This is a genomic window from Dactylosporangium siamense (assembly GCF_016862795.1).
Classification (GTDB): Bacteria; Actinomycetota; Actinomycetes; order Mycobacteriales; family Micromonosporaceae; genus Dactylosporangium; species Dactylosporangium siamense.
In genome coordinates this window covers 245,692-268,942 of the sequence record NZ_BONQ01000014.1, presented here as the reverse complement: position 1 = coordinate 268,942, position 23,251 = coordinate 245,692, and the positions used below count along the sequence as shown (strand labels likewise).

General features: G+C 71.2%; 23 protein-coding genes and 8 tRNA genes. 15 read left to right on the top strand and 16 right to left on the bottom strand.

The window, feature by feature from the left end; genetic code table 11:
* Positions 1 to 193: 193 nt before the first annotated feature.
* From Dsi01nite_RS03100 to Dsi01nite_RS03085, 4 genes are read left to right on the top strand one after another with little or no spacing between them, the layout of a single operon-like run.
* Positions 194 to 1,612, top strand: coding sequence for a GGDEF domain-containing protein (locus tag Dsi01nite_RS03100; protein ID WP_203844432.1), 1,419 nt, complete (start codon positions 194 to 196; stop codon positions 1,610 to 1,612).
* A 12-nt stretch (positions 1,613 to 1,624) separates the two neighbouring features.
* Positions 1,625 to 2,353, top strand: a complete 729-nt coding sequence (locus tag Dsi01nite_RS03095) for a cobalt-precorrin-6A reductase (protein ID WP_239135641.1) — start codon at positions 1,625 to 1,627, stop codon at positions 2,351 to 2,353.
* 12 nt (positions 2,354 to 2,365) lie between these two features.
* A complete protein-coding gene (locus tag Dsi01nite_RS03090; protein ID WP_203844431.1) occupies positions 2,366 to 3,190 on the top strand; it encodes a histidinol-phosphatase HisJ family protein in 825 nt (274 codons plus the stop codon).
* Between the two features lie 11 nt (positions 3,191 to 3,201).
* Positions 3,202 to 3,675 carry a hypothetical protein gene (locus Dsi01nite_RS03085; RefSeq protein ID WP_203844430.1) on the top strand — a complete coding sequence of 158 codons (474 nt, stop codon included), beginning with the start codon at positions 3,202 to 3,204 and terminating at the stop codon, positions 3,673 to 3,675.
* Positions 3,676 to 3,844: 169 nt separating this feature from the next.
* Here Dsi01nite_RS03085 and Dsi01nite_RS03080 read toward each other — a convergent pair whose 3' ends face one another.
* Complete coding sequence (locus Dsi01nite_RS03080) at positions 3,845 to 4,624, bottom strand: class I SAM-dependent methyltransferase (RefSeq protein ID WP_203844429.1); 780 nt, start codon at positions 4,622 to 4,624, stop codon at positions 3,845 to 3,847.
* A 75-nt stretch (positions 4,625 to 4,699) separates the two neighbouring features.
* Here Dsi01nite_RS03080 and Dsi01nite_RS03075 point away from each other — a divergent pair, with 75 nt between their 5' ends.
* The 4 genes from Dsi01nite_RS03075 to Dsi01nite_RS03060 are packed head-to-tail and all read left to right on the top strand — an operon-like array spanning position 4,700 to position 7,639.
* Complete coding sequence (locus tag Dsi01nite_RS03075; protein ID WP_239135640.1) at positions 4,700 to 5,917, top strand: MFS transporter; 1,218 nt, start codon at positions 4,700 to 4,702, stop codon at positions 5,915 to 5,917.
* Positions 5,914 to 6,486: a cysteine hydrolase family protein gene (locus Dsi01nite_RS03070; protein WP_203844428.1), complete on the top strand. Its 573-nt coding sequence runs from the start codon at positions 5,914 to 5,916 to the stop codon at positions 6,484 to 6,486. Before Dsi01nite_RS03075 ends, Dsi01nite_RS03070 begins: the two co-directional genes overlap by 4 nt.
* Complete coding sequence (locus Dsi01nite_RS03065; RefSeq protein WP_308442004.1) at positions 6,486 to 7,385, top strand: GlxA family transcriptional regulator; 900 nt, start codon at positions 6,486 to 6,488, stop codon at positions 7,383 to 7,385. Before Dsi01nite_RS03070 ends, Dsi01nite_RS03065 begins: the two co-directional genes overlap by 1 nt.
* Positions 7,386 to 7,417: 32 nt before the next feature.
* Positions 7,418 to 7,639 (top strand): hypothetical protein, encoded by a 222-nt coding sequence (locus tag Dsi01nite_RS03060; RefSeq protein WP_203844427.1) that lies wholly within the window; start codon positions 7,418 to 7,420, stop codon positions 7,637 to 7,639.
* Between the two features lie 211 nt (positions 7,640 to 7,850).
* Here the strand turns inward: Dsi01nite_RS03060 and Dsi01nite_RS03055 are convergent, their stop codons facing one another.
* From Dsi01nite_RS03055 to Dsi01nite_RS03000, 12 genes are all read right to left on the bottom strand, one after another.
* Complete coding sequence (locus Dsi01nite_RS03055; protein WP_203844426.1) at positions 7,851 to 8,342, bottom strand: hypothetical protein; 492 nt, start codon at positions 8,340 to 8,342, stop codon at positions 7,851 to 7,853.
* A gap of 177 nt (positions 8,343 to 8,519) precedes the next feature.
* Positions 8,520 to 8,594: transfer RNA gene (locus Dsi01nite_RS03050), tRNA-His, on the bottom strand.
* 37 nt (positions 8,595 to 8,631) lie between these two features.
* Positions 8,632 to 8,703, bottom strand: a tRNA-Val gene (locus tag Dsi01nite_RS03045).
* 76 nt (positions 8,704 to 8,779) lie between these two features.
* A tRNA-Thr gene (locus tag Dsi01nite_RS03040) sits at positions 8,780 to 8,852 on the bottom strand.
* A 13-nt stretch (positions 8,853 to 8,865) separates the two neighbouring features.
* Positions 8,866 to 8,944: transfer RNA gene (locus Dsi01nite_RS03035), tRNA-Thr, on the bottom strand.
* A gap of 9 nt (positions 8,945 to 8,953) precedes the next feature.
* Positions 8,954 to 9,024: transfer RNA gene (locus Dsi01nite_RS03030), tRNA-Gln, on the bottom strand.
* A 9-nt stretch (positions 9,025 to 9,033) separates the two neighbouring features.
* Positions 9,034 to 9,105 (bottom strand) — tRNA-Phe (locus tag Dsi01nite_RS03025).
* Positions 9,106 to 9,118: 13 nt separating this feature from the next.
* Positions 9,119 to 9,191: transfer RNA gene (locus Dsi01nite_RS03020), tRNA-Ala, on the bottom strand.
* Between the two features lie 179 nt (positions 9,192 to 9,370).
* Positions 9,371 to 9,443, bottom strand: a tRNA-Trp gene (locus Dsi01nite_RS03015).
* A gap of 300 nt (positions 9,444 to 9,743) precedes the next feature.
* Positions 9,744 to 10,214: an SRPBCC family protein gene (locus tag Dsi01nite_RS03010; RefSeq protein ID WP_203844425.1), complete on the bottom strand. Its 471-nt coding sequence runs from the start codon at positions 10,212 to 10,214 to the stop codon at positions 9,744 to 9,746.
* Between the two features lie 104 nt (positions 10,215 to 10,318).
* The gene (gene murQ / locus Dsi01nite_RS03005) at positions 10,319 to 11,221 is read right to left on the bottom strand and encodes an N-acetylmuramic acid 6-phosphate etherase (protein WP_239135639.1); all 903 of its coding nucleotides are present in this window, start codon (positions 11,219 to 11,221) and stop codon (positions 10,319 to 10,321) included.
* Positions 11,218 to 12,132, bottom strand: a complete 915-nt coding sequence (locus tag Dsi01nite_RS03000) for a MurR/RpiR family transcriptional regulator (RefSeq protein WP_203844424.1) — start codon at positions 12,130 to 12,132, stop codon at positions 11,218 to 11,220. Before Dsi01nite_RS03000 ends, murQ begins: the two co-directional genes overlap by 4 nt.
* Before the next feature lie 53 nt (positions 12,133 to 12,185).
* On the opposite strand from Dsi01nite_RS03000, the gene Dsi01nite_RS02995 reads away from it, so the two are divergent.
* From Dsi01nite_RS02995 to Dsi01nite_RS02970, 6 genes are all read left to right on the top strand, one after another.
* The gene (locus Dsi01nite_RS02995) at positions 12,186 to 13,166 is read left to right on the top strand and encodes an N-acetylglucosamine kinase (protein WP_203844423.1); all 981 of its coding nucleotides are present in this window, start codon (positions 12,186 to 12,188) and stop codon (positions 13,164 to 13,166) included.
* Positions 13,167 to 13,419: 253 nt separating this feature from the next.
* Positions 13,420 to 14,832: an N-acetylglucosamine/diacetylchitobiose ABC transporter substrate-binding protein gene (ngcE, locus tag Dsi01nite_RS02990; protein WP_239135638.1), complete on the top strand. Its 1,413-nt coding sequence runs from the start codon at positions 13,420 to 13,422 to the stop codon at positions 14,830 to 14,832.
* A 3-nt stretch (positions 14,833 to 14,835) separates the two neighbouring features.
* Complete coding sequence (locus tag Dsi01nite_RS02985) at positions 14,836 to 15,744, top strand: carbohydrate ABC transporter permease (RefSeq protein ID WP_203844422.1); 909 nt, start codon at positions 14,836 to 14,838, stop codon at positions 15,742 to 15,744.
* An 8-nt stretch (positions 15,745 to 15,752) separates the two neighbouring features.
* The gene (locus tag Dsi01nite_RS02980) at positions 15,753 to 16,610 is read left to right on the top strand and encodes a carbohydrate ABC transporter permease (RefSeq protein ID WP_203844421.1); all 858 of its coding nucleotides are present in this window, start codon (positions 15,753 to 15,755) and stop codon (positions 16,608 to 16,610) included.
* Between the two features lie 10 nt (positions 16,611 to 16,620).
* Complete coding sequence (locus Dsi01nite_RS02975) at positions 16,621 to 17,667, top strand: leucine-rich repeat domain-containing protein (RefSeq protein ID WP_203844420.1); 1,047 nt, start codon at positions 16,621 to 16,623, stop codon at positions 17,665 to 17,667.
* Between the two features lie 59 nt (positions 17,668 to 17,726).
* A complete protein-coding gene (locus Dsi01nite_RS02970; RefSeq protein WP_203844419.1) occupies positions 17,727 to 19,238 on the top strand; it encodes a dolichyl-phosphate-mannose--protein mannosyltransferase in 1,512 nt (503 codons plus the stop codon).
* 384 nt (positions 19,239 to 19,622) lie between these two features.
* On the opposite strand, the gene Dsi01nite_RS02965 is transcribed toward Dsi01nite_RS02970, so the two are convergent.
* Positions 19,623 to 19,988 (bottom strand): STAS domain-containing protein, encoded by a 366-nt coding sequence (locus tag Dsi01nite_RS02965; protein WP_203844418.1) that lies wholly within the window; start codon positions 19,986 to 19,988, stop codon positions 19,623 to 19,625.
* Positions 19,989 to 20,071: 83 nt separating this feature from the next.
* The gene (locus tag Dsi01nite_RS02960; protein ID WP_203844450.1) at positions 20,072 to 20,698 is read right to left on the bottom strand and encodes an alpha-ketoglutarate-dependent dioxygenase AlkB; all 627 of its coding nucleotides are present in this window, start codon (positions 20,696 to 20,698) and stop codon (positions 20,072 to 20,074) included.
* Positions 20,699 to 20,780: 82 nt separating this feature from the next.
* On the opposite strand from Dsi01nite_RS02960, the gene Dsi01nite_RS02955 reads away from it, so the two are divergent.
* A complete protein-coding gene (locus tag Dsi01nite_RS02955; protein ID WP_203844417.1) occupies positions 20,781 to 21,863 on the top strand; it encodes a cytochrome P450 in 1,083 nt (360 codons plus the stop codon).
* On the opposite strand, the gene Dsi01nite_RS02950 is transcribed toward Dsi01nite_RS02955, so the two are convergent.
* The gene (locus Dsi01nite_RS02950; RefSeq protein WP_203844416.1) at positions 21,841 to 23,118 is read right to left on the bottom strand and encodes an ROK family transcriptional regulator; all 1,278 of its coding nucleotides are present in this window, start codon (positions 23,116 to 23,118) and stop codon (positions 21,841 to 21,843) included. The two genes, Dsi01nite_RS02955 and Dsi01nite_RS02950, sit on opposite strands and share 23 nt — an antisense overlap.
* Positions 23,119 to 23,251: the final 133 nt, after the last annotated feature.

The window sequence follows — 23,251 nt, the reverse complement described above, 5'->3', positions numbered from 1 at the left end:
CCCGAGCGTCGTGCTGGGTCACTCGTTCGAGGTCCCGGTGACCCCGAACGTCAAGTTCCACAACATGGTCACCGTGTCCCTCGGTGGCACCGGCACCATCTCGCACGTCATCAACAACACGGGCGCCGCGGTCAACAGCGGTCACCAGGTGACAAACCTGGTGAGCGGCCCGTAGCTGCCGATCAGACCGGCGATGTGGTTCGTCGCCGGTCTGATCGCGGGGTGCGCCGCGGCGCAGGCCGCGGTCCTCCTGGCGCCCACGACCGGCACGATCGCGGTCGTGGGCGCCGCCGTCACCCTGCTCGCCCTCGCCACCAACGTGCGGCTGTTCGCCCAGGCCACCGGCACCACCGGCCGCGGCCGGCTGGCGTGGCTGATCGCCGGGGTCGCGTCGTCGTGCTGGACCCTCGCCTGCCTGCTGTACCTCCTCGACGTCCTCACCGGCAACGACGGCCCACCACCGCGCGCCGGGGACTGGGCCTCGCTGCTGGCCGTGTGCCTCGCCCCGGGGGTGCTGCTCAGCGCGCCCGCCGCGCCGCAGCCCGTCGAGCAGCGGGTCAGGCTCGCCATCGACGGGACGATGGTGTCCGCGGCGCTGTTCGTGCTCGCCTGGCCGTTGCTGCTGCGCGACACCATGCACGAGATCGGCAACCTCGGCGGGATCGTCGCGATCGGCGTGCCCAGCGTGCACATCGCCTGCATCGCCATCGCGATCGTGCTGCTGTCCCGCAGCCGGCTCGGCGGCACCACCGCGGTCACCGTGCTCACCGGCGGCTTCGCGGTCTTCGCCGTCGCCACGCTCGGCTACCTGTTCCTGGGTCGGCGCGGCGGGAGTTGGTACGTCCATGCCATGCCCGCCGGTTTCGGCACCGCCAGCGGGCTGCTGTACTTCGCCGGCCGCTTCCGGATGCCGGCCGGTGGCGAGGAACCGGCCGTCCCGCTCGGCTGGCGGGCCGCCCTGCCCTACCTGCCGGTCGCCGGTGCCTTCGTCGTCGCGGGTGCCGCGTACCGCTCCGGCGCCGTCGACGGCGTCATGGTGTCCGCGCTGCTGCTCGTGGCCGGCCTGGTGCTCGTGCGGCAGCACCTGGTCCTGCGGACCAACTCCCAGCTGCTCGCCGAGGTCCAGCGGGCCCGCGCCGAGCTGGCGCACCAGGCCACCCACGACCACCTCACCGGCCTGCCGAACCGAGCGCTGCTCTACGCGTCGCTGCCCGACCTGCGCGGCGGGCTGGTCCTGCTCGACCTCGACGGCTTCAAACAGGTCAACGACACCCTCGGCCACCCGGCCGGCGACCGGGTCCTCATCGAGGCCGCCGGGGCGCTGCGCTCCGCGGTCCGCGCCGGCGACCTGCCCGTCCGGCTCGGCGGCGACGAGTTCGCGGTCCTGCTCACCGACGTCCACGACGAGCGGGAGGCGGTCGCGGTCGCCGACCGGGTCATCGCCGCGATCGTCGCCCGGGTGTCCGCGTCCGGCTGCCCGGTGCCCGTCGGCGCGAGCGCCGGCGTCGTGGTGGGGGTGGGCGGCGAGGAGATGTTCCGGCTCGCCGACGCCGCCCTGTACCGCTCCAAGGCCGCCGGGAAGGGCCGCGTCGAGCTGCACGTCCCGGCGTGACATCGTCTCCTGGTGCGCACAGTGCTCATCCTCGGCGGCACCGGCGAGGCGCGGCAGCTCGCGGCCGCGCTGCCGGGGTGGCGGGTGATCAGTTCGCTCGCCGGCCGCGTCGCCTCGCCCACCCTGCCGCCCGGCGAGGTCCGCGTCGGCGGCTTCGGCGGCCCCGCCGGCCTGGCCGAGTATGTCCGCCGGGAAGCGGTCGACGTGGTCGTGGACGCCACCCACCCGTTCGCCGCGAGGATGAGCGCTTCCGCGGCGGATTCAGGTGTACCCCTCGTCGTACTGCGCCGCCCCGGGTGGACCGCCGTCCCCGGCGACGTGTGGCACCGGGTTGCCTCGCTGGACGACGCCGCGGCCTTCATCGCCGGGTCCGCGTTCGAGCGGGTGTTCCTCACCACGGGACGGCAGGGGCTGGGCGCGTTCGCCGGGCTGACCGACCGGTGGTTCCTCGTGCGCAGCGTCGACCCCGTGGCCCCACCGCACCCGCCGCGGCTGGAGTCGCTGCTGGACCGGGGGCCGTTCACGGTCGAGGGAGAGACGGCGCTGCTGGGGTCGTACACCATCCAACTCCTGGTGACGAAGGACAGCGGAGGATCCATGACCGCCGCGAAACTGGCCGCGGCGCGCCTCCTCGGCGTGCCGGTCCTCATGATCGACCGGCCCCCGGTCACGCCCGGCGTGCCCGTGGTGGCGGACGTCACCGGCGCCGTGACATTCCTGCACGGTCTCGGCATCGACTGACACGATCAGCCGATGCTGCCCGCGGATCTGCACACGCACACCGAGTTCTCCTGGGACACCGGCACCGGGGACATGGAGGGCTCGTGCGCGAGGGCCGTCGAGCTGGGGCTGCCGGCGATCGCGTTCACCGAGCACACCGACTTCGTCACCTGGCAGGTCACGCCGGACACCCTGCCGGACCGGCTGCGCGAGCACATCACCGACGGCGTGCACCTCACCCCGCCGCCCCTGGACGTCACCGGCTACCTGGAGGCGATCGACCGGTGCCGTTCCCGCTTCCCGTCGCTGCGCATCATCACCGGTGTCGAGCTCGGTGAGCCGCACTGGTTCCCTTCCGAAGCCGCGACCCTGCTGGCCTCGGCCCCCTTCGAGCGGGTCATCGGCTCCCTGCACTCCGTGGCCGCGGCCGGGCGGCACCGCCTGGTCGAGGACGAGTTCGCGGTGCAGGGCGTGCCCGCCGTGCTGCGCGAATACTTCGCCGAGGCGATCCGCATGATCGAGTCCTGCGACACGTTCTCGGCCCTGACCCACCTGGACTACCCGGTCCGGTACCTGCCCGCGGGTTCCACCTTCACGATCTCCGCGTATGAGGAGGAGATCCGGGCCGTGCTGCGCGCCCTCGCCGGCACCGGCCGCGCGTTCGAGGTCAACACCCGCCGCGGCCCGGAACCCGAGTTCGTGCGCTGGTGGCGCGAGGAGGGCGGCCGCGCGATCTGCTTCGGTAGCGACGCCCACCGCCCCGACCTGGTCGCCACGGGCTTCGCCGACGCCGCCGCGATGGTCGAGGCGCACGGCTTCCGCCCCGGTCGCCACCCGTTCGACCACTGGCTGCTTTAGGGTCTTGCGGCATGGGATGGAATACGTCGGCGCTGTTCGTCCAGGGGTCCTCCACGGCTGAAGCGGTCGCGCTGCTGGCCGCCGCGCAGCTGGAGCCCGGCCGGCTGGTCGGGGCGGACGAGGCGACCAGCGGGCTCGCGGACGGGGTGCTGTTCGCGGCGGAGGCCGGCGGCTGGGTCCAGGTGTGGGACCCGGCGATGGAGTTCGCCCCGATCTGCGAACCGCCCGGCACCGCGCTGACCGTCGTCTTCGCCAGCGTCGCCAGCAGCTACGCGTTCACGCTCTTCGAAGACGGCGAGGTCGTGCGGGAGCTCGTCTACGCCGACGCCGAACCCGTCGTGGACGCCGGGACCCCGCTGCCGGTGGAGGCCACCGTGGAGATCCCGTCGTGGGGCCCGGACGAGGACTTCGTGTGGGCCGTCATCGAGGCCGTGACCGGCACCGGCTACCAGGACTCCCAGCAGTTCGAGGTCTGGCGGCGCTGACGTAGCCGCAGGTCGCCCCGGCGGCGTTGCCGTGACCGCAGGTCGCCCGGGCGGCGTTGCCGTGACCGCAGGTCGCCCGGCGGCGTCGCCGTGACCGAAGTCGCGTGCGTGACCGCGACGACGACTTCGACCAGACGGCGACGACGCCGGGCGCGCGCCGGCAAAGCGTTCACGGGCGGCAGAGGATCTCGCCGTGCAGGATGGACAGCCAGCCGTCCGGGGAGGCGGCCCAGGCGCGCCAGCCGTCGGAGAGGCGCTGCAGGTCCTCCTGCGTCACCCCGCCGGCCAGGGCCTGCGTCGCCATCGCCGAGGCGCGGACGCGGTCCGCCCACATGCCGCCCCACCAGGCGCGGTCCTCGTCGTTGGCGAAGCACCAGGCGCTCGCCGTCGCCGTGACGTCGGTGAAGCCCGCGGCCCGGGCCCAGGACAGCATCCGGCGGCCGGCGTCGGGTTCGCCGCCGTTGGCGCGGGCCATCCGCTGATACAGCGCCAGCCACTCGTCGAGCTCCGGCAGCTGCGGGAACCAGGTGAACGCCGCGTAGTCGCTGTCGCGGGCCGCCACATAGCCGTCCGGCTTGCACACCCGGCGCATCTCGCGCAGCGCCTGGACGGGGTCGGCGACGTGCTGCAGGACCTGATGGGCGTGCACCACGTCGAACGTGTCGTCGGGGAAGTCGAGGGCGTGGACGTCGCCGACCACGTATGCGACGCCCTGCACGCCGGCCCTGGTGACCTCCAGGGCCGACGGGGTCGCCTCGAGCGCGGTCACCGCACCCGGTGCGACGACGGCGGCCAGGTCGGCGGTGATCGTCCCGGGTCCGGCGCCGACGTCGAGCAGGGTCATGCCCGGCCGGAGCACCGGCAGCAGATACGCGGCGGAGTTCGCGGCGGTGCGCCAGCGGTGGGAGCGCAGGACCGACTCGTGATGCCCGTGGGTATAGGTCGTCATGTCCCAGACTTTAATATTCTCGTCTCTAATATTGGGAGAGACTTCCCGTATGATGGAACCCGTAAGATCACGACGGTGAGAACGTCGCTGCTCGTGCTGGCCTATTTCGCGTTCATCAGCCTCGGGCTGCCCGACGGTCTCCTCGGTGTCGGCTGGCCCTTCATGGCCGGCACCTTCCACGTGTCGACCGAGTCGGTCGGCTACCTGCTCGTCGCGGCGACCACTGGCTATCTGACCTCCAGCGTCGCCGCCGGCTTCCTGCTCGCCCGGGTCGGCGTCGGCTGGCTCCTCGCCGCCAGCACCGCCGCGACGAGCCTCGCCCTGGCCGGCTACTCCCTGGCCCCCGGCCTGTGGTTCGTCGTGCCGTGCGCCCTGCTCGGCGGCTTCGGCGGCGGCGCGATCGACGCGGGCCTCAACGCCTACGCGGCCGCCAACTTCAACGCCCGGCACATGAACTGGCTGCACGCGTGCTTCGGCCTCGGCGTGGCCATCGGCCCGCTCATCATGACCTCGGTGATCAGCGCCGGATCGCCGTGGCGGCTCGGCTACGCCGCCGTCGCCGCGGCCCAGCTGGCGCTGTCGCTGTCGTTCGTGACGAAGGCGCGGAGCTGGGGGAGGGCGCCGGCGCCCGTGCACGAGACGCCGCAGCGAGGACGGGACACCCTCAAGCTGCCCGTGGTGTGGGTGCAGGTCGTCGCCTTCGGCGTCTACGTCGCCGTCGAGGCCGGCGCCGGCCTGTGGGCGTTCCTGCTGCTCACCGACGGCCGCGGGGTCAGCGACGCGGTTGCCGGCGTGTGCGTCTCCGGATACTGGGCCATGCTGTTCCTGGGCCGCGTCGTGCAGGGCGCCGTCGCCGACCGCATCGGCGTGCACCGCGTCATCACCGGCTGCATGATCGGCATGGCGGCCGGCGCGTTCCTCGTCGCGCTGCCCGGCCCCGGCTGGCTCGCCGCCACCGGCCTCGGCCTGATCGGCTTCGCCGCCGCACCCGTCTTCCCGCTGCTGACGCTCACCACCGCCGACCGCGTCGGCGCGGCACACGCCGACCGGGCGATCGGCCTGCAGATCGCCGGTGCCGGTCTCGGTGGCGCCCTGGTCCCGACCGCCATCGGCGTCCTGCTCACCCGGGCCGGTGTCAACATCCTCGGATCCACGCTGCTGGCTTTGGCCTTGCTGCTGCTGGTGTTGTACTGGGTCAGCCAGCGCCTGGCGCCGCATGACCAGATGCGTCCGGCCTCCGGCCAGGCGGTGCCTGTCGCGGAGACTCCCGACGGCGCAGGATCGACGGCATGAGAAGCGCGTTGCTCGTCATCGACATCCAGGAGTCCTTCCGCCAGCGCCCCAGCTGGGCCGCCGTCTCCAACCCCGACATCGTCGCGACGGTCAACCCGTTGATCGACGCGGCCCGCTCCCGCGGTGACCTGATCGTGTGGATCCTGCACCACGAGGTCGACAACGTCTTCGACCCCCGCAACGGCCACGTCCGCCCGATCGAGGGCCTCGCTCCGCTGCCGGACGAGCCGGTCATCACCAAGACGTCGGCGAACGCGTTCACCACCACCGGCCTGCAGCAGCTGCTCACCACCGAGGGCATCCGGCACCTGATCATCACCGGCATCCAGACCGAGCAGTGCTGCGAGACGACCACCCGGGTCGCCGGCGACTACGGCTACGACGTCACGTTCGTCACCGAGGCCACCGCCACGTTCCCGATCGCGCACCGCGACGAGAAGCACCTGCCCTACGACGAGATCCTGGCCAGCCCCCGCACCCTGTCCACCGACGACATCATCGCCCGCACCGAGTACGCCCTCGCCGGCCGCTTCGCCACGATCGCCACGGTCAAGGAGCTCATCGGCTGATGAAGGTCGTCTTCCTGCTCGTGCCACAGCTGCATCTGCTCGACCTGGCCGGACCGGCGCAGGTCTTCGCCACGGCCCGCGACTTCGGCCTGGACTACGCACTGCACTACGTGGCCGAGCAGGACGACGTGCCGTCGGCGCAGGGTCTCCCGGTCCGCCGCACCGACCCGCTGCTCGACCTGGCGGCGACCGACCTCGTCGTCGTCCCCGGCTGGCGCAGCCACGGCTTCCCGAACAACGGGCGGCTGTCACCGACGGCGCGGGCCTGGCTGGCGGCCCACCACGACGCCGGCGGCACCTGCGCCAGCGTCTGCTCCGGCGCCGACGCGCTCGGGCAGGCGGGTCTGCTCGACGGGCGCCGCTGCACCACCCACCACCTGCTGCAGGACCGGCTCGCGACCCGGTACCCCAGCGCCAAGGTGCTCAAGGACGTCCTGTTCGTCATCGACGAGCGGGTCGTCACCTCCGCCGGGATCGCCAGCGGCATCGACCTCGCCCTGCACCTCGTCGCGACCCGGCACGGCCCCGGCCTCGCCGCGCGGATCGCCCGCGAGATGGTCGTCTACGCCCGGCGCAACGGCGACGAGCCGCAGGACAGCGCCATGCTCCGGCACCGCGGCCACCTGTCCGACGTGGTCCACCGCGTCCAGGACCTCATCGACGCCCGGTTCGCCGACCGCCTGCCGCTGCGCGACCTCGCCTTCGCCGCCGGCGTCAGCGAACGCACCCTGACCCGTGCGTTCGGCGACGCGACCGGGCTGACCCCGCTGCGCTACCAGCAGCTGCTGCGGCTCGAACGCGCCGAACACCTCATCGGCCACGGTGCCACCGTCGAGGCCGCCGCCCGCGCCGCCGGCTTCGAGGACGCCCGCATGCTGCGCCGCCTCCGTGCGCGGTAGGTTCGACTGAACTCGATCCCGACCCCTTGCTGGTGCACGCGGATGCGCTGGCCTCGCTGGTGCCGGGGGAGCGGGCCCTCGCCGCCGTGGTGACGAAACCGCCGATCGGCGTCGACCCGCCGCTGCCGCCGTATGAAGGGCCGCACGAATACAGGGCCGGTTCCGCCGCCGCCGGGGTCGTCGGGGCGGTCCTCCCGCCGTCGCTCCCCGGCGCGATGTTCCCTGGTGGCTGCTGTTCGGCCGGTCGGCCGTAGGACACCCGCCTCGATCGCCGTGGGGGACACCCGCCTCGATTGCTGCCGGGATACCCGCCTCGATCGCTGCCGGGATACCCGCCTCGATTGCTGCCGGGACACCCGCCTCGATCGCTGCGGCGTCCCGCCGCGCCTGCGCCGGAAGCGCCACGGTGCTGCGGCTGTTCGAGCCCCGCGACGCCGCCCACTTCATCTTCGAGCCCGGCAAGGACTACGGCCCGGCCGCACAGCGCCTGCGACCACTGTGGGAGACGCCGCTGCCGACCGTCCGGTCCGCCAGGGTGGGTTGGTGCCGCCTCCACCCGTGCCGCCTGACCATCGAGTTCACGGACGGTTCGTGGACGGCGTTCGCGAGCCTGTTCGAGATGCCACGCCGCAAGGCTCGCACCGCCGTGCGGGCGCTGTCCTGGCCGCTGGTGTCGCGAGCAGGGCACCACCAGCGCACAGGACAGTCGCCGAGGCCGGTGCCGCTGGAGTAGACGGTGATCGGCTTCATGCTGCCCGCCGCTGCGGCGAGCCGCGCCGACAGGATTGCGCCGGCGATGAACACCAGGGCGCCGCCGAGCCCGCCGAGCGCGCGGCCGGCCAGCAGCAGTGGACAGCGACCCGTCGCGGCGGTCCCGGCGAGGGACGTGGCGGTGAGCAGCATGCCCGCCGACGCCGTCCTGAGCGCCAGCCCGGCGGCCCGCCAGAGTCCTCGCACGGACGCCTCCAACGCAGATGGCACCGATCGGTTCGACTCACCCCACCGGGCAATCGAACCGATCGGTACCATCTGGCGCGTCGTGGGTCCCGGTGTCGATCCGGGCACACCGCCGTTATGAGCAGCGGCCGGGCAGCCAGCGCCCGCACCCACGGTGGTCCGCAGCGGACGGCATGAGGGCGATCGTCGGGAGTCGAACCCGAACCACCAGGGCCACAACCTGGCGTGCACATCCGGTACACCACGAACGCCATGCTTTTGCTTCTGCTCTTGCTCTTGCCTTTTTGCGTGCCCGCGGAGGGACTCGAACCCCCAACATCCTGTTTGTAGGACAGGCGCTCTTCCATTGAGCTACCCGGGCAGAGTGGACAACCTCGGTATCGAACCGAGCAGGCGCTGCTTGCAAGGCAGTGCTGCACACCTGTGCGTCGCCCAAGAGCCAACGGTCGGACTCGAACCGACTACCTTCCGATTACGAAACGGATGCACGACCAGTCGTGCTGCATTGGCATTGAGATGGTGGTGGAGCCGAAGACCGGAGTCGAACCGGTGAACCTCTGTCGTACCAGGACAGCGCTCTGACCAAACTGAGCTACATCGGCAGACAAACGCTGGGAGCGGAGGACTCGAACCCCCACAGCGAGGACCAAAACCTCGTGGCCTGCCATTAGCCGAGCTCCCATCGGCATCGTGTCCTCACCCGGAGTCGAACCGGGACCCGCTGGGCTTCAACCAGCCGCGCTACCGCTTACGCCAAAAGGACAAGGAACACCGCGTGGAGAAGCGGGGAATCGAACCCCGGGCCTCCGGCCTGCCGAGCCGGCGCTCTTCCAACTGAGCTACAACCCCATGTGTCGGGAGCCGGGGAATCGAACCCCGCGCTTCCTGGCCCCAAACCAGGTCCGGTCACCAAGCCGGTCGCTCCCGAAATTGCCGTCCGCTGTGGAGTTTTCAATGTGGTGCCGTGTGCCCGCAGCCGTGCTGGGGCCTTGCGAAAGGTGCGTGGTGCGGAAAAAGCGCATGGTGCGCAGGGGCGACAGGACTCGAACCTGCAGCCTTCGGTTTTGGAGACCGACGCTCAACCAGTTGAGCTACGCCCCTATGGATGCATGAAAAACCGCCCGGTCCCTGTGCGGGGCGGGCGGTTGGAAGGCTCGGGTTTCTAGCCTTTCCACCGTCCCGCGGTGCGCATGGCCGGCATGCTGTGCGGGTGGGCCGCCGCGACTCGGGTCACGGGCAGCACAGCGGCAAACGCCGGCAGCTGCCGGGTTTGCGTGGCGGTCCATGTCCTCATCGTGGGCTCCTGTGCGATCGGGTGTGGTCGTTGCCTTGTGCATTCAACGATAAGCGGCCGGCGCGTCATAGCCAACCGATTTTCCGTGCGGATTCTTGACTGCAGGACTACGAATGCCGCGAAGCTTCGCGGGCCATGGCGCGCAGGGCGCGGGCGAAGCCGATCCTGCCGATCGTGGACACGACGGCGGGCGCGAGCCGGGTGAGGCGGTGCGGGCGCACGGTGACATCCTCGAACCACACGACGTGGCTGTGGCCGCCGGGTCGCGGGCTCACCTCGAACCAGGCGATGCCGCGGATCGCGTGGCCGTGTTTGTCGATCTCGCAGCGGCCGGCCGTGTCGCCGGGCTCGTCGCCGCCGGGTGGTTGCCAGTGTGTGACGGACATCGGGTCGTCGAAGCCCAGCGGTCCGATGCCGGAGCGGGCGACGAAGGAGGCGCCGACCCCGTCCGGGCGCGGTGAGGTGACGCGGACGGTCGTCAGCGGCGCCCAGTCGCCGTGTCTGGGCCAGTCCACGAGCGTCGTCCACACCCTCGTGGCGGGCGCGCGCACATCCAGGGTGACGGTGAAACTGGCCATGGACGGTCCCTCCTGCACCACGCGACAAAGCGCCCGTGCGCCAAGCGTCCGCGCGGCAAACACCCGTGGATCCCATCAAAGCACGGGCGAAGCCCAGCCGGAGCTCAGCGCACGGCGTGCAGTGCCTGGTGGACCACGCCACCCGCCGCGCGCAGCGCCTGGCGGGCCTGGTCGACGTCGGCCCGGGTGAGCAGGGTCAGCAGGGCCACCTTCGCCTCGTTGCCGGCGGCGGTGAGGGCGGTCTGGCAGGTGTCGGCGGGCAGGCCCGTCGCCTGGACCAGCATGCGGACCTGGCGCACCCGCAGCTTGGCGTTGCTGGCGACCATGTCCGTCATGAGGTTGGAGTAGGTGCGGCCGAGGCGGATCATCACCGCGGTCGACAGGGCGTTCAGGACGAGCTTCTGCGCGGTGCCGGCCTTCATGCGGGTCGAGCCGGTGACGACCTCGGGGCCGGTGTCGACGGCGATGTGGATGTCGGCGTGCGCGGCGAGGGCGGCCATGGGGTTGGCGGAGAGCAGGACGGTGCGGGTGCCGCGGTCGCGGGCGGCCTGCAGCGCGCCACCGACGAACGGGGTGCCGCCGCTGGCGGTGATGCCGAACGCGACGTCGCCGGCGGTGAGGACCTCGGCGGCGGTGGCGGCGCCCGCCTCGGCGTCGTCCTCGGCCGCCTCGACGGCGTCGGTGAGCGCGCGGATGCCGCCGGCGAGGTGCGCGACCACGTGGCCGGGCTCGACCCCGTACGTGGGGCGCAGCTCGGTCGCGTCGAGGACCGCCATGCGCCCGGAGGTGCCGGCGCCGAAGTAGTGCAGGCGGTGACCGGAGCGCAGGGCGTCGACGCAGCGGTCGACGGCCTCGGCGAGGTCCGGCAGGACGGCGGCGACGGCGGTGGCGACGGTCGCGTCCTCGGCGTTGATCAGTTCGAGGATGCGCAGGGTCGGCAACCGGTCGATCTGGTGGGTCCGAGCGTTGCGTTCCTCCGTCGGGGCGAGCGGGGGAGAGACGGTCACCAGGGGCCTCGTTCCGGTCGCACCCGCCGGCTGCGGACGGCCTCGCGGGTCTTCTCCACGGCCGCCTTGGTCTGTGCGTAGGTCTTCTGGGCGACGCCGACGAACACGCAGTCCACGACGGTGAGCTGGGCCAGCCGGCTGGCCATCGCGCCGGAGCGGAAGGTGGTCTCGCGGGCGGCGGTGGTGAGGGTCAGGTCGGCGATGCGGGTCATCGGCGACTTGGGGAAGTTGGTGAGGGCGACGGTCGTGGCGCCGCGGCGGCCGGCCTCGGCGAAGGCCTCGATCGTGTCCATGGTGGTGCCGGTGTGCGAGATGCCGATGGCGACGTCGCGTTCGTCGAGCAGCGCGGCGCTGGTGAGGGCCAGGTGCAGGTCCGACCATGCGTACGCGACCAGGCCGACGCGGTGCAGCTTCATCTGGAAGTCGCGGGCGACGAACGCGCTGGCGCCGACGCCGTAGATGTCGACGCGGCGGGCGGCGGCGACGGCGTCGATCACCTGCTGGAGGATCGCGAGGTCGAGCTGGGCGGCGGTGTCCTCGACGGCCCGGGCGTCGGCGAAGGCGATGGTCTTCACGACGGTGGCGAGGTCGTCGGTCTGGCTGATGTCGCTGCCGGGTGCCTCGCCGGCGCCGCCGTCGTCGAGCGCGCGCCCGGCTTCTGCCGCGAGTCTCAGCCGCAGCTCCGGGTATCCGGAGAAGCCGATCGCCCGGCAGAACCTGATGACGGTCGTCTCGGACGTCTCGGCGCGTTTGGACAGCTCCGTGATCGTCAGCTGAGCGGCGGTGGCGGACTCGTCGGCGATGATCCGTCCGACGCGCTGCTCCGCCGGGGAGAGCGAGGGCAGCAGCCCTCGGATCTTCACCGCGGTGGACGTTGCGCCGCCTTCGGCCGGCTGCCGGCTCACCTTCATGTGGGAAAGTTTCCGTTCTCGGAACCTTTTCGTCAATGCAGTACGGTGTTCGGGTGCGTACACCACTGGTCGTCGGTGTGGACGCGGGTGCGACGAGCACCCGCTGCCTGGTCAGCGCCATCGATGGGACGGTGCTGGGCCGCGGCCACGCGGCCGGGGCGAACCAGAACTCCAGCGGCGGCCGGCCCGCCGAGGCCCTCGCGGGGGCGCTGCGGATGGCCCTGGACGGTCTCGATCCGGCGGACGTGGCGCTGGGCGTGATCGGTGCGGCCGGTGCCGCGGCGGCGGGTGCGGCGGAGGCACGGCAGGCGGCCGAGGAGGCGTGGCACGCCACGGGACTGCGCGGGGCGCTGCACAGCGTCACCGACCTCGAGGTCGCATTTTCCGCCGGTACATCCCACCGCCAAGGCCTGCTTCTGCTCGCCGGGACCGGTGCCGCGGCGGTCGCGTTCCGCGACGGGGTGCCGTTCGTGCGGTGCGACGGCTACGGCTGGCTGCTCGGCGACGAGGGCTCGGCCGTGTGGCAGGGCCGGGAGGCGTTGCGCGCGGTGCTGTGCGCCCTGGACGGCCGGGGGCCGGCGACGCTGCTCACCGGCCCGGTCACCGCTGCCTTGGACGTCGACGCGCAGGACGACCCGGAGGGGCACGCCCAGGCGCTCGTGCGGGTCGCGTACCGCCGTCCACCCGCCGCCCTCGGCCTGCTCGCGCCCCTGGTGGGTGCCGCCGCCGGCGCCGGCGACGAGGTGGCCCGAGGCATCGCGGCGGCCGCTGCCGGGCACCTGCTGCACGCGCTCGACGTGGTCGCCCGCCGGGCCGGCCGGCCGGACGGGTCGCCGGTCGTCCTGGCCGGGTCGGTGCTGCTGACCGCCGGTCCGGTCGCCGCTCTCGTCCGCACCGGCATCCAGGAACGGTTCGGGGCCGGCCCGGCCGAGGCGCGCGACGGTGCCGCCGGAGCCGCCGCCCTGGCCGTGGCCGCGCTCACCGGGTCGCCGGTCGGCGCGGCCGTGCACGCCCGGCTCACCGTTACCAGGTAATGGTCCGGCAACGATTTCGTCAATATTTTACCGGGCGGCAAGGTTCGCCGTGGCCGCGTGCATACTTCGACATTGACATATATGGGCAGGTCGACAAGCATGATCGCGGCCCCTGGGGTGGTGCCGCAGGGCCCGCCGCCGCTGCCGGACCGCCAGTTGGCAGGAATCTTCCGACTCTTGAAACTTCCGTTGGAAACCTTCATTCTCGTCATCAGCGAGCGCCCCCTCGAACCCCCACGAAGGAGCACGACGGATGAACACGTTGACCCGCAGGGGCGTCCTGCAGACGGCGGCTGCCGCCGGGCTGCTGGCCACCGCCCCGGCCGCGCTGAGCGCCTGCGCCATGGGCGGCGGCGACGGGGACACCAAGACCGAGCAGGACGACAAGACCAACGTCAACCCGCTCGGTGTCAAGGACGACGCCCCGCTCGAGGTCGTCATCTTCAACGGTGGCTTCGGCGAGGACTACGCCAAGGCCCACGAGGCCATGTACAAGGAGAAGTACCCGAAGGCGGAGATCAAGCACTCCGCCACCGCGGAGATCAGCAAGACGCTGCAGCCACGGTTCGTCGACGGCAGCCCACCCGACTTCATCAACAACTCCGGCGCGGCGCAGATCGACTTCAACGGGCTCGTCTCGCAGAACGCGCTCACCGACCTCGCCCCGCTGCTCGACGCGCCGAGCCTCGACGTGCCGGGCAAGAAGGTCCGCGACACGCTGCTGCCCGGATCGCTGCTGCCGGGCACCTACAACGGCAAGGTGTTCTCGCTCAACTACGCGTACACCGCCTACGGCATCTGGTACGACGAGAAGCTCCTCGCCGACAAGGGCTGGCAGTACCCGAAGACCTGGGACGAGATGATCGCCCTGTGCAAGACCATCAAGGCGGCCGGCCTCGCGCCCTGGACGTACCAGGGCAAGCACCCGCGCTACATGAGCTGGCCGATCCTGTCCGCGGCGGCGAAGCTGGCCGGGCCGGAGATCCTGCTCGCCATCGACAACCTCGAACCCAACGCGTGGAAGCACGAGGCCATCAAGACCGCCGCCGACGCGTACTCGCAGCTGGCCGTGGACGGCTTCATCCTGCCCGGCTCGGAGGGCCTGGACCACATCCAGTCGCAGACCGAGTGGTCGCTGGGCAAGGCCGTGTTCATCTCCTGCGGCTCATGGCTGGAGAGCGAGCAGAAGAAGGTCACGCCGCCCGCGTTCAGGATGGCGATCGCGCCGACGCCGAGCCTGACCTCCGGCGACAAGCTGCCGTTCGCGGCGCTGCGGGGCACGGCGGGTGAGCCGTACATCGTCCCGGCGAAGGCCAAGAACGCCAACGGCGGCATGGAGCTGATGCGCATCATGCTGTCGAAGAAGGGCGCCTCGGACTTCACGAAGAAGACCTCGAGCCTGACCTGCGTCGCCGGTGCCGAGGAGGGTGTCGAGCTGCCGCCCGGCCTCACCAGCGTCACCAAGGCGCTGAAGGCGTCCGGCGACAAGGGCTTCAACTGGGTGTACAACTCCTTCTACCGCAAGCTGGAGCGCAACCTCGTCGACGCGGCCTGCGGGGACCTGTTCACCAAGCGGATCAACGCGCAGCAGTTCGTGGACGCGTGCCAGAAGGGCGCCGACGAGATCGCCAAGGACACGTCGATCACGAAGTACAAGCGGAGCTGATCGATGCGGCACGGCAGGCGCCTGTTCGTCTTCACGTTTCTCGTACCGCCGCTGGCGCTGTACGCCGTGTTCGTCCTCTCGCCGTACCTGCAGGCGTTCCAGATCTCGCTGACCAACTGGCGGGGCCTGTCGCCGACGTACGAATACGTGGGGCCGGAGAACTTCACCCGGCTCCTGCACGACCACTACGTGTGGAACGCGCTGAAGAACAACGCCATCATCCTCGTGGCACTGCCGATCATCACGATCGTGCTGGCGTTGTTCTTCGCGTCGATGCTCAGCGTCGGCGGCCAGTCCGGGAAGGCGGGCGTCCGCGGCGTCCGTGGCGCCGCCTTCTACCGCATCGTCTACTTCTTCCCCCAGGTGCTGTCGGTGGCGATCATCGGCGTGCTGTGGAAGGAGGTGTACGCCCCGCGCAGCGGCATGCTGAACGGCTTCCTCCGCGGGATCGGGCTGGACGGCCTGGCCAAACCCTGGCTCGGCGATCCCGACCTGGCGTTCTGGTGTGTCCTGGCCGTCATGGTGTGGAGCAACGTCGGCTTCTACGTCGTGCTGTTCAACGCCGCCATGCAGTCGATCCCCAGGGAGATCTACGAGGCGGCGCTGCTGGACGGCGCCGAACGCGGCGAGACCCTGCGCAAGATCACGGTGCCGCTGCTGTGGGACACGATCCAGGTGGCGTGGGTGTACCTGGCGATCCTGGCGATCGACGCCTTCGCCATCGTGCAGATCATCACCGAGGGCGGGCCGGGCAACAGCTCCGACGTCATCGGGCTGCGCCTCTACGGCGACGCCATGAACGAGTCCAAGTTCGGTTACGCCTCCGCGATCGGGGTCGCGATGTTCTTCCTGACGCTGTCCATCGCGGTCGTGTCGCTGCGCATGACCCGCCGTGACCGGATCGAACTGTGAGGCCCGACATGCGACGTCGAGCGCCACGGGGGCGCTTCGGCGTCGTCAACGCCTTCTCCCACACCTTCCTCGTCGGGTGGGCGGTGCTGACCACGTTCCCGCTCGTGTGGGCGTTGGTCAGCTCGTTCAAGGACGACCGGGAGATCCTCACCAGCGCGTGGAGCCTGCCGGCGAAGCTGCGGTTCGACAACTGGGTCCGTGCCTGGACCGAGGCGAACATCGGCCGGTACTTCCTCAACACCGCAGTCGTCGTCTCCGGCGCGCTGGTGCTCACGATGCTGCTCGGCGCGATGGCCGCCTACGTGCTGGCCCGGTACACCTTCAAGTTCAGCCGGACGATCTACTTCGTGTTCGTCGGCGGCATGATGTTCCCGGTCTTCCTGGCGCTGGTCCCGCTGTTCTTCGTGGTGAAGAACCTCGGCCTGCTCTCCACCCACCTCGGCCTGATCCTGGTCTACACGGCGTACTCCCTGCCGTTCACCGTCTTCTTCCTCACCGCGTTCTTCCGCACGCTGCCGTCGGAGGTCGCCGAGGCGGCGATGGTGGACGGCTGCTCCCACTGGGGCCTCTTCTTCCGGATCATGCTGCCGATGGCCCGTCCCGGCCTGATCAGCGTCGGCATCTTCAACCTGCTCGGGCACTGGAACCAGTACGTGCTGCCGATCGTGCTCATGCAGGGCCAGGGCGCGGAGAGGAAATGGGTCCTCACCCAGGGGCTGACCGCGCTCACCATCAACCAGGGGTACGCCGGCGACTACAGCGCCCTGTTCGCCGGTATGGCGATCGCGATGCTGCCCGTGCTCATCCTGTACCTCGTCTTCCAGCGCCAGGTCCAGTCCGGCCTCACCGCGGGGCACCTCAAGTAGATTCGACGGCGTGGATCGCGACGAGTTCGCCGCCCGGTTCGCGGCGTCGGCGGCGGCCGCGCGGGAGATCGCGCTGCCGATGGTGATCGAGCCGCTCCCGGCGCCGCTGCTGTTCCGGGTGCGGCTCAACCAGTCCTACGACGGCAACCCGCCGGCGCCGAGCGAGGTGCGCTACCCGCAGGACAGCTCGGTCGAGCGGGCGGTGGCGCTGCACCGGTGCGACGCGGAGACGGCCCTGGCCGAGCTGTGGCGCGACGGCCGCGTCCCGCAGTGGATCAACGTCGCGGTCGTCGACGAGACCGGCGATGCGACGGTCGTCGAGCTCGTCTGCTGCGGCCGATTCGACCCGTCCCCGCAGGGCCCGGTGGAGCTGCCACCGTTCAACGTGGGCGGGCCGACGATGGGGTTCGGCCGTGACGAGGTCCCGTTCAACCTCCGCGCGGTCGCCGAGTGCTGGGACGCCGCCGACCTGCGCCGGCTGGCGACCCGGCCCGACGTGGTGCGGTCGCTGACCCTCATGACCGGCGACCTCGACACCACCCTGCCGGCCCTGCCGAACCTGGAGATCCTCGAACACGGGATGTGGACGCTCGGGGACCTCTCGATCTTCGCCCGCTTCCCGAAGCTGCGGGTCCTCCGGCTGCACGCGCCGGCCATCCTCCCGCCGCACGGTGCCGTGCCCGCGTCCGTGCGGGGCCTGCGGATCACCGCCGGCGAGCTCGCCGGGTCCGCTCAGGTCGACGAGCTGGACAGCCTGGACCTGCACCTCGCCCGCGGCACCGACCGGGACGTGGAGCGGCTCCTGGAGGGCGTCGCGGGGCTGCGGTTCCTCGACCTGAGCGGTACCCCCGTCACCGACGCGATCATCCCCGCGCTCGACCGGCTCGACCTGGCCGTGCTCGACCTGCGGCGCACGGCGGTGACCGACACGGCCCTGGCCCGCTTCCGCGAAGCGCGTCCAGGCGTCCGGCTGCACCCCTACGTCCCGCCGCCGGGCTACGTGCCGCCGCCGTCCGGCTATGAGAACGTCCAGATCCGACTGGCCGGCTCTCCGTAGGTCGGGTTTTTCGTAGGTCGGGTCCCCGCCCGGACGGGCCGCACCCCTACGATCACCGGATGACCTCGGATGCCCAGACCGTGCCGTCCCCGGTCGCCGACGTGGTCCGTCGCCGGCTCGCCCGGCCCGCACCCGCCACGCCGGGGTTCTGGTTGGCGGCGATCCTGGTCACGGGGATCGGTCTGCTGCTGCGGATGGTGAATCTGTCGCATCCGAAGGAGACGATCTTCGACGAGGTCTACTACGCGAACGAGGCGTGGGACCTGTTGCAGCACGGGGTGGAGTGGAACCCGGAGGACAGCACCCCGCAGTATGTGGTGCATCCGCCGCTGGGGAAGTGGATGATCGGGCTCGGCGAGCAGATCTTCGGGTACAACTCGTTCGGGTGGCGGATCGCGGCGGTCACGGTCGGGGTGGTGTCGATCCTGCTGATCGTCCTGGCGGCGCGGCGGTTGTTCCGTTCGACGTTGCTGGCGGCGACGGCGGGGTTGTTGATGTCGCTGGACGGCATGCATTTCGTGCTGTCGCGGGCGGCGTTGCTGGACATCTTCCTGATGTTCTGGATCGTGGTCGCGTTCTACTTCCTGGTCCTGGACCGCGAACACCGCCGCGCCCAGTGGCTCAGGCTGCTGGAGACCGGCGGCGACCCCGACCACCCCCGGCTCGGCATCCCCTGGTATCGCCTGGCCTGCGCCGTCTCCCTCGGCCTCGCCGCCGGCGTCAAGTGGAGCGCCCTGTGGTACATCCTGCTCTTCGCCGCCCTGACCGTCGTCTTCGAGGCCAGCGCCCGCCGTACCGCCGGCGCCCGCCACCCCCTCCACACCGCGATCGCGAGCGACGGCCGGTGGGTGCTCGTCTTCGGCGCCCTGATCCTCGTGACCTACCTCGCCACCTGGACCGGCTGGTTCGCCTCCGACGACGGCTACTTCCGCCACTGGTACGCGCAGGCCAACGGCCTCCCGCACGACCGCCTGATCGACCCGCTGGTCAACCTGTGGCACTACCACCAGGAGGCCTACGGCTTCCACACCACGCTCCACGAGAAGCACCCCTACCAGTCGTGGCCGTGGATGTGGCTGCTGCTCGGCCGCCCCGTCAGCATGTACGTCAACACCGACGGCCCCTGCGACGCGACCAGCTGCGTCTCGCAGGTCCTGATGCTCGGCACCCCGGTCCTGTGGTGGTCGTTCCTGCCGGCGCTGATCGCGCTGGGCTGGCTCGCGATCGCCCGCCGCGACGGCCGCGCCTGGCTCATCATGGCGTGCGCCCTCGCCGGCATCCTCCCGTGGTTCCAGTCCATGCCGTCGCACCGCACGATGTTCGCCTTCTACGCGCTGCCCGCCGAGCCGTTCCTGATCCTCGCCGTCGTGTACGTCCTCGGCGCCATCATCGGCCCGCCCCGCCACGTGAACCCGACCAGCGACCGCCGCCTGATCGGTGCGATCGTCGCCGGGACGTACGTGACGCTGGTCGCGGTGTGCTTCGCCTACTTCTATCCGATCTACGCCGCTGTGGACATCACCAACGCTGAATGGCTGTCCAGGATGTGGCTGGGCTCCCGCTGGATGTAACCGCCGCGACCGTCCGGTCTTCATGATGACGGTGATCTCGCGAGGGTCTTGGTCCCAACGGCGGTGTGGCACCACCGAATGATGACCTCGACGGTGCTGGATCGTGTGAGTGCGGGCCTGGCTTGGGATCAGGACCGGGACCACGCCACCCTGTCGCACGGACGCGCCAGCGGCCGGGCGGGAACCCCGAAGTCCCCTTGCGCGAACGTGCATATATTTGAAGGTCTGGTCGGAATCCCTACGCGAACCCCAACCAGCGACCTTCCACGCCCATGCGCGATCGAAGGAGCGCCGGCCCGCGCGACCACCCGGCAAGAGCGACGAACGTCGTAAGGCGCCGGACGATGCGTCGGCGGAATCCCTGCGCCAACCCGCAGTCAGCGGTCAGGCGGCCGTGCCCGTGGCGTCCGGGGCGCCGAGCACCTCCATCAGCCCGAGCAGGTTCAGCACCCGTCGCACCCCCGGGCTGGGGTTCACGATCCACAGGTCGCTGTTGTTGGACCGGGCGTGGGCCCGGGCGCTGACCAGCTTGCCGATGCCCGTCGAGTCGATGAACGCCACCAGGCTCAGGTCGACCTCGACCGCGGTGGCGCGGACGTCGTCAATGGCCCGGTGCAGGACGGTGCGCAGTTGGGCCACGTTCTCCAGGGTGACCTCGCCGGCCACCCTGACCTTGATGGCCTGGTTCGGGAGGGGGTCGACCGTGATGTGCAACTCCGGGAACACCGCGAAACGATCGCCCTGGTTCATGTGGCTCACCTTCTCAATATCCGAGCCGGTCTCACGATACGGGTTGCGCGGCCGTCCCGCATCCGTCGAGGGATCGAACCCGATCAGGCGACGCCGGTGGGGCGGAACTGCACGCTGACGCGAGGGCCCACAGGGCGGGCGGTCTTCGGGATGGAGTGCTCCCAGGTGCGCTGGCAGGAGCCGCCCATGACGACGAGGTCGCCGTGGCCGAGCGGGAAGCGGATGCTGTCGCCACCACCGCGGGGGCGCAGCAGCAGGGATCGTGGGGAGCCGAACGAGACGATCGCGACCATCGTGTCGAAGCGGGCGCCGCGGCCGATGGTGTCACCGTGCCAGGCGACGCTGTCGCGGCCGTCGCGGTAGAGGCACATGCCCGCGGTGACGAAGGGCTCACCGAGCTCCTCGACGTAGTGCCGGGTCAGGTCGCGGCGGGCCTCGGTGAGCAGCGGGTGTGGCAGCTCGTCGCGTTCGCCATACCAGCGGAGGAGGCGGGGGACGTCGACGACGCCGTCATACATCTTGCGGCGCTCGGCGCGCCAGTCGACCTCTTCCAGCAACACGGAAAGGATCGCGTCGGAGCCGAGGACCCAGCCGGGGAGGTGGTCGACCCAGGCGCCGCGGCTGAGCTCGTGGCGCACCATTCCGCCGGCGAGCGGCCCCACGGCGGGCATGACCGTGTCCAGCATCGAGGGCTGATACGCGAGCTCCATCATGCGATCAAGCCTACACCGCATTTCGAACACACGTACGAGCAACACGCCGAACCGGCAAACCCGTATCGTATGGGTCACCATGAGTAGCAGGAAGATCGATCGCAGCTACGAGCCCGACGGCATGGCGGTGCGGGTCACCGGATATGCGCAGGCCAGGGAGGTGCTGCGCAGCACCGGCACGGTGCAGGCGGGCCTCGGCGTGGAGACGGTGGAGAAGCTGCCGCCGAGCATCCGCCGCCCGGTGCTGTATCGCGACGGCGAGGAGCACCGGGAGCACCGCCGGCAGACGGCCAGGTACTTCACGCCGAGACGGGTCGACGAGCACTACCGCGAGCTGATGGAGCGGGTCGCCGACGAGCAGCTCGCGCACCTGCGGTCCGAGCCGACGGTGGACCTCGCCAAGCTCAGCTTCCGGATGGCGATCGAGGTCGTGTCGGCGGTGATCGGCCTGACGGAGAGCCGCCCGGGCCTGGACAAGCGCCTGGACAGGTTCTTCCCGGAGAAGTTCGGCAAGCCGGGGTTCACGAGCCTCCACGGCATCTTCTGGGTGCTCAAGCAGAACTTCCAGTTCCTCGGCATCTACCTCGCCGACGTGCGTCCCGCGGTCAAGGCCAGGCGCAGGCAGCGACGCGACGACCTCATCTCGCACCTGATCGACGAGGGTTGCCGCGACGGGGAGATCCTGGGGGAGTGCCTGACGTTCGCCGCGGCCGGCATGGTGACGACCCGGGAGTTCGTCAACGTCGTCGCGTGGCATCTGTTCACCGATGACGCGCTTCGCCAGCGGTACACCGGCGGCGATGAGACCACGAGAGTGCTGCTCCTGCACGAGTTGCTCCGGCTGGAGCCCGTGGTCGGCAACCTCAAGCGGCGCACGACGGAGGCGCTCGGCGACGGGATTCCGTCGGGCCGGTTGGTCGACGTCGACGTCAGCACGGCCAACCTGGAGACCGGCGTGGAAGGGCCGGGGCTGGCGTTCGGCGACGGGCCGCACAAGTGCCCGGGCGCCTACGTGGCGATCCAGGAGGCCGACATCTTCCTCAGCAAGCTGTTCGCGATCGACGGCCTGCGGATGGTCAAACCGCCGCGGGTCGCGATGAAACCGGATATTTCCAGCTACGAGCTGCGGGACTTCACCATCAGCGTGCGGCCGCCAGCGTAGGCGCGGGCGCGAGGGACACCGCGGTCGGATCCTCGATCATGCGCTCGACCACGACGCCGGCGCCGCCGCGGGCGGCAGCGGTGAAGCCGAGGTGCGACGCGACGAAGTGGCAGCGGGCGGCGGTGCTGGCGACCGCCAGGCGGGCCAGGTTGGCCTGCGCCGAGGGGATCAGGTGGTCGGCGAGCTCGGCGAAGTAGCCGCCGAGCACGATCACCCGCGGGTTGAACAGGTTGACCAGGATCGCGCCGCCGTGGCCGAGCCAGCGGCCGACCTCGGCGACCGCCGCGGCCACCGCCTTGTCACCGCGGCCGAGCCGGCGCAGCACCTCCGCGACCCGCTCCTCGGGGTCCGGGATCGGGCCCTGCTCCAGGCCGTAGGCGGCGTCCGGGGTGGCCCGGCGGACCAGCTCCGCGAGGCCGACCTTGGTCTCCCAGCAGCCGATCCGGCCGCAGCCGCAGAGGTCGCCGCCCGGGTCGAGCGGCAGGTGCCCGACCTCGCCGGAGAAGCCGTCGGCGCCGCGCAGGAGGCGGCCGTTGACGATCACCCCGCCGCCCACGCCGACCTCGCCGGTCAGGTAGACGAGGTCGTCGGTGCCGGCGGCGACGCCCCAGGTGTACTCGGCCAGGGCGGCCAGGTTGGCGTCGTTGTCCACGCCGATCCACAGGTCGGGGTCGAGGCCGTGGGCGAGCCGGGTGGCGACGGGCACGTCGCGCCAGCCGAGGTTGGGGGCGAGCACGACCACGCCGCGGGCCACGTCGACGAGGCCCGGCACGGCGACGGTCAGCCCGACCGGGGTCACGCCGCGGCGGACCAGCTCGGCGAGGGTCCGCTGGGCGGCCTGGGTGAGGTCGTCGAGGCAGCGCTCGACGTCGCGGCCCTTGGCGTCGAAGCTGACCCGCTTCTCGATGACCGTGCGGCCGGTGAGGTCGCTGCCGTGCACGGCGAGGTAGTCGACGTTGATCTCGATGCCGACCGCGCCGACGTCGGGCGACAGCGCGATGCCGCGGCCGGGACGCCCGGCCGCGCCGGAGTGCTCGGTGCCGATCTCGCGGACCAGGCGCCGGCTGAGCAGCTCGTCGACGAGGCTCGACACCGTCGCCTTGTGCAGGCCGGTCGCGGCGGCGATCGCGGCCCGGGAGCGGGGCCCGTTGGTGCGGATGTGCCGCAGGGTCCGGCTCAGGTTGGCCCGGCGCAGGGCGAGCTGGTCCGTGGGCTCGTCGACGGAACCGGCGCCGGCCCTCTCCTTGCTCACCATCGGAGACTCCAATCGAGTGGCCTGCGAAGGTCGAGTGGCCCGCGAAGGCCGGGTGGCCCGCGAAGGCCGGGTGGCCCGCGCGGGCCGGGCACTATCGACGCAGCCCATTCGTCTGTCAGTCCGACGAATCAAC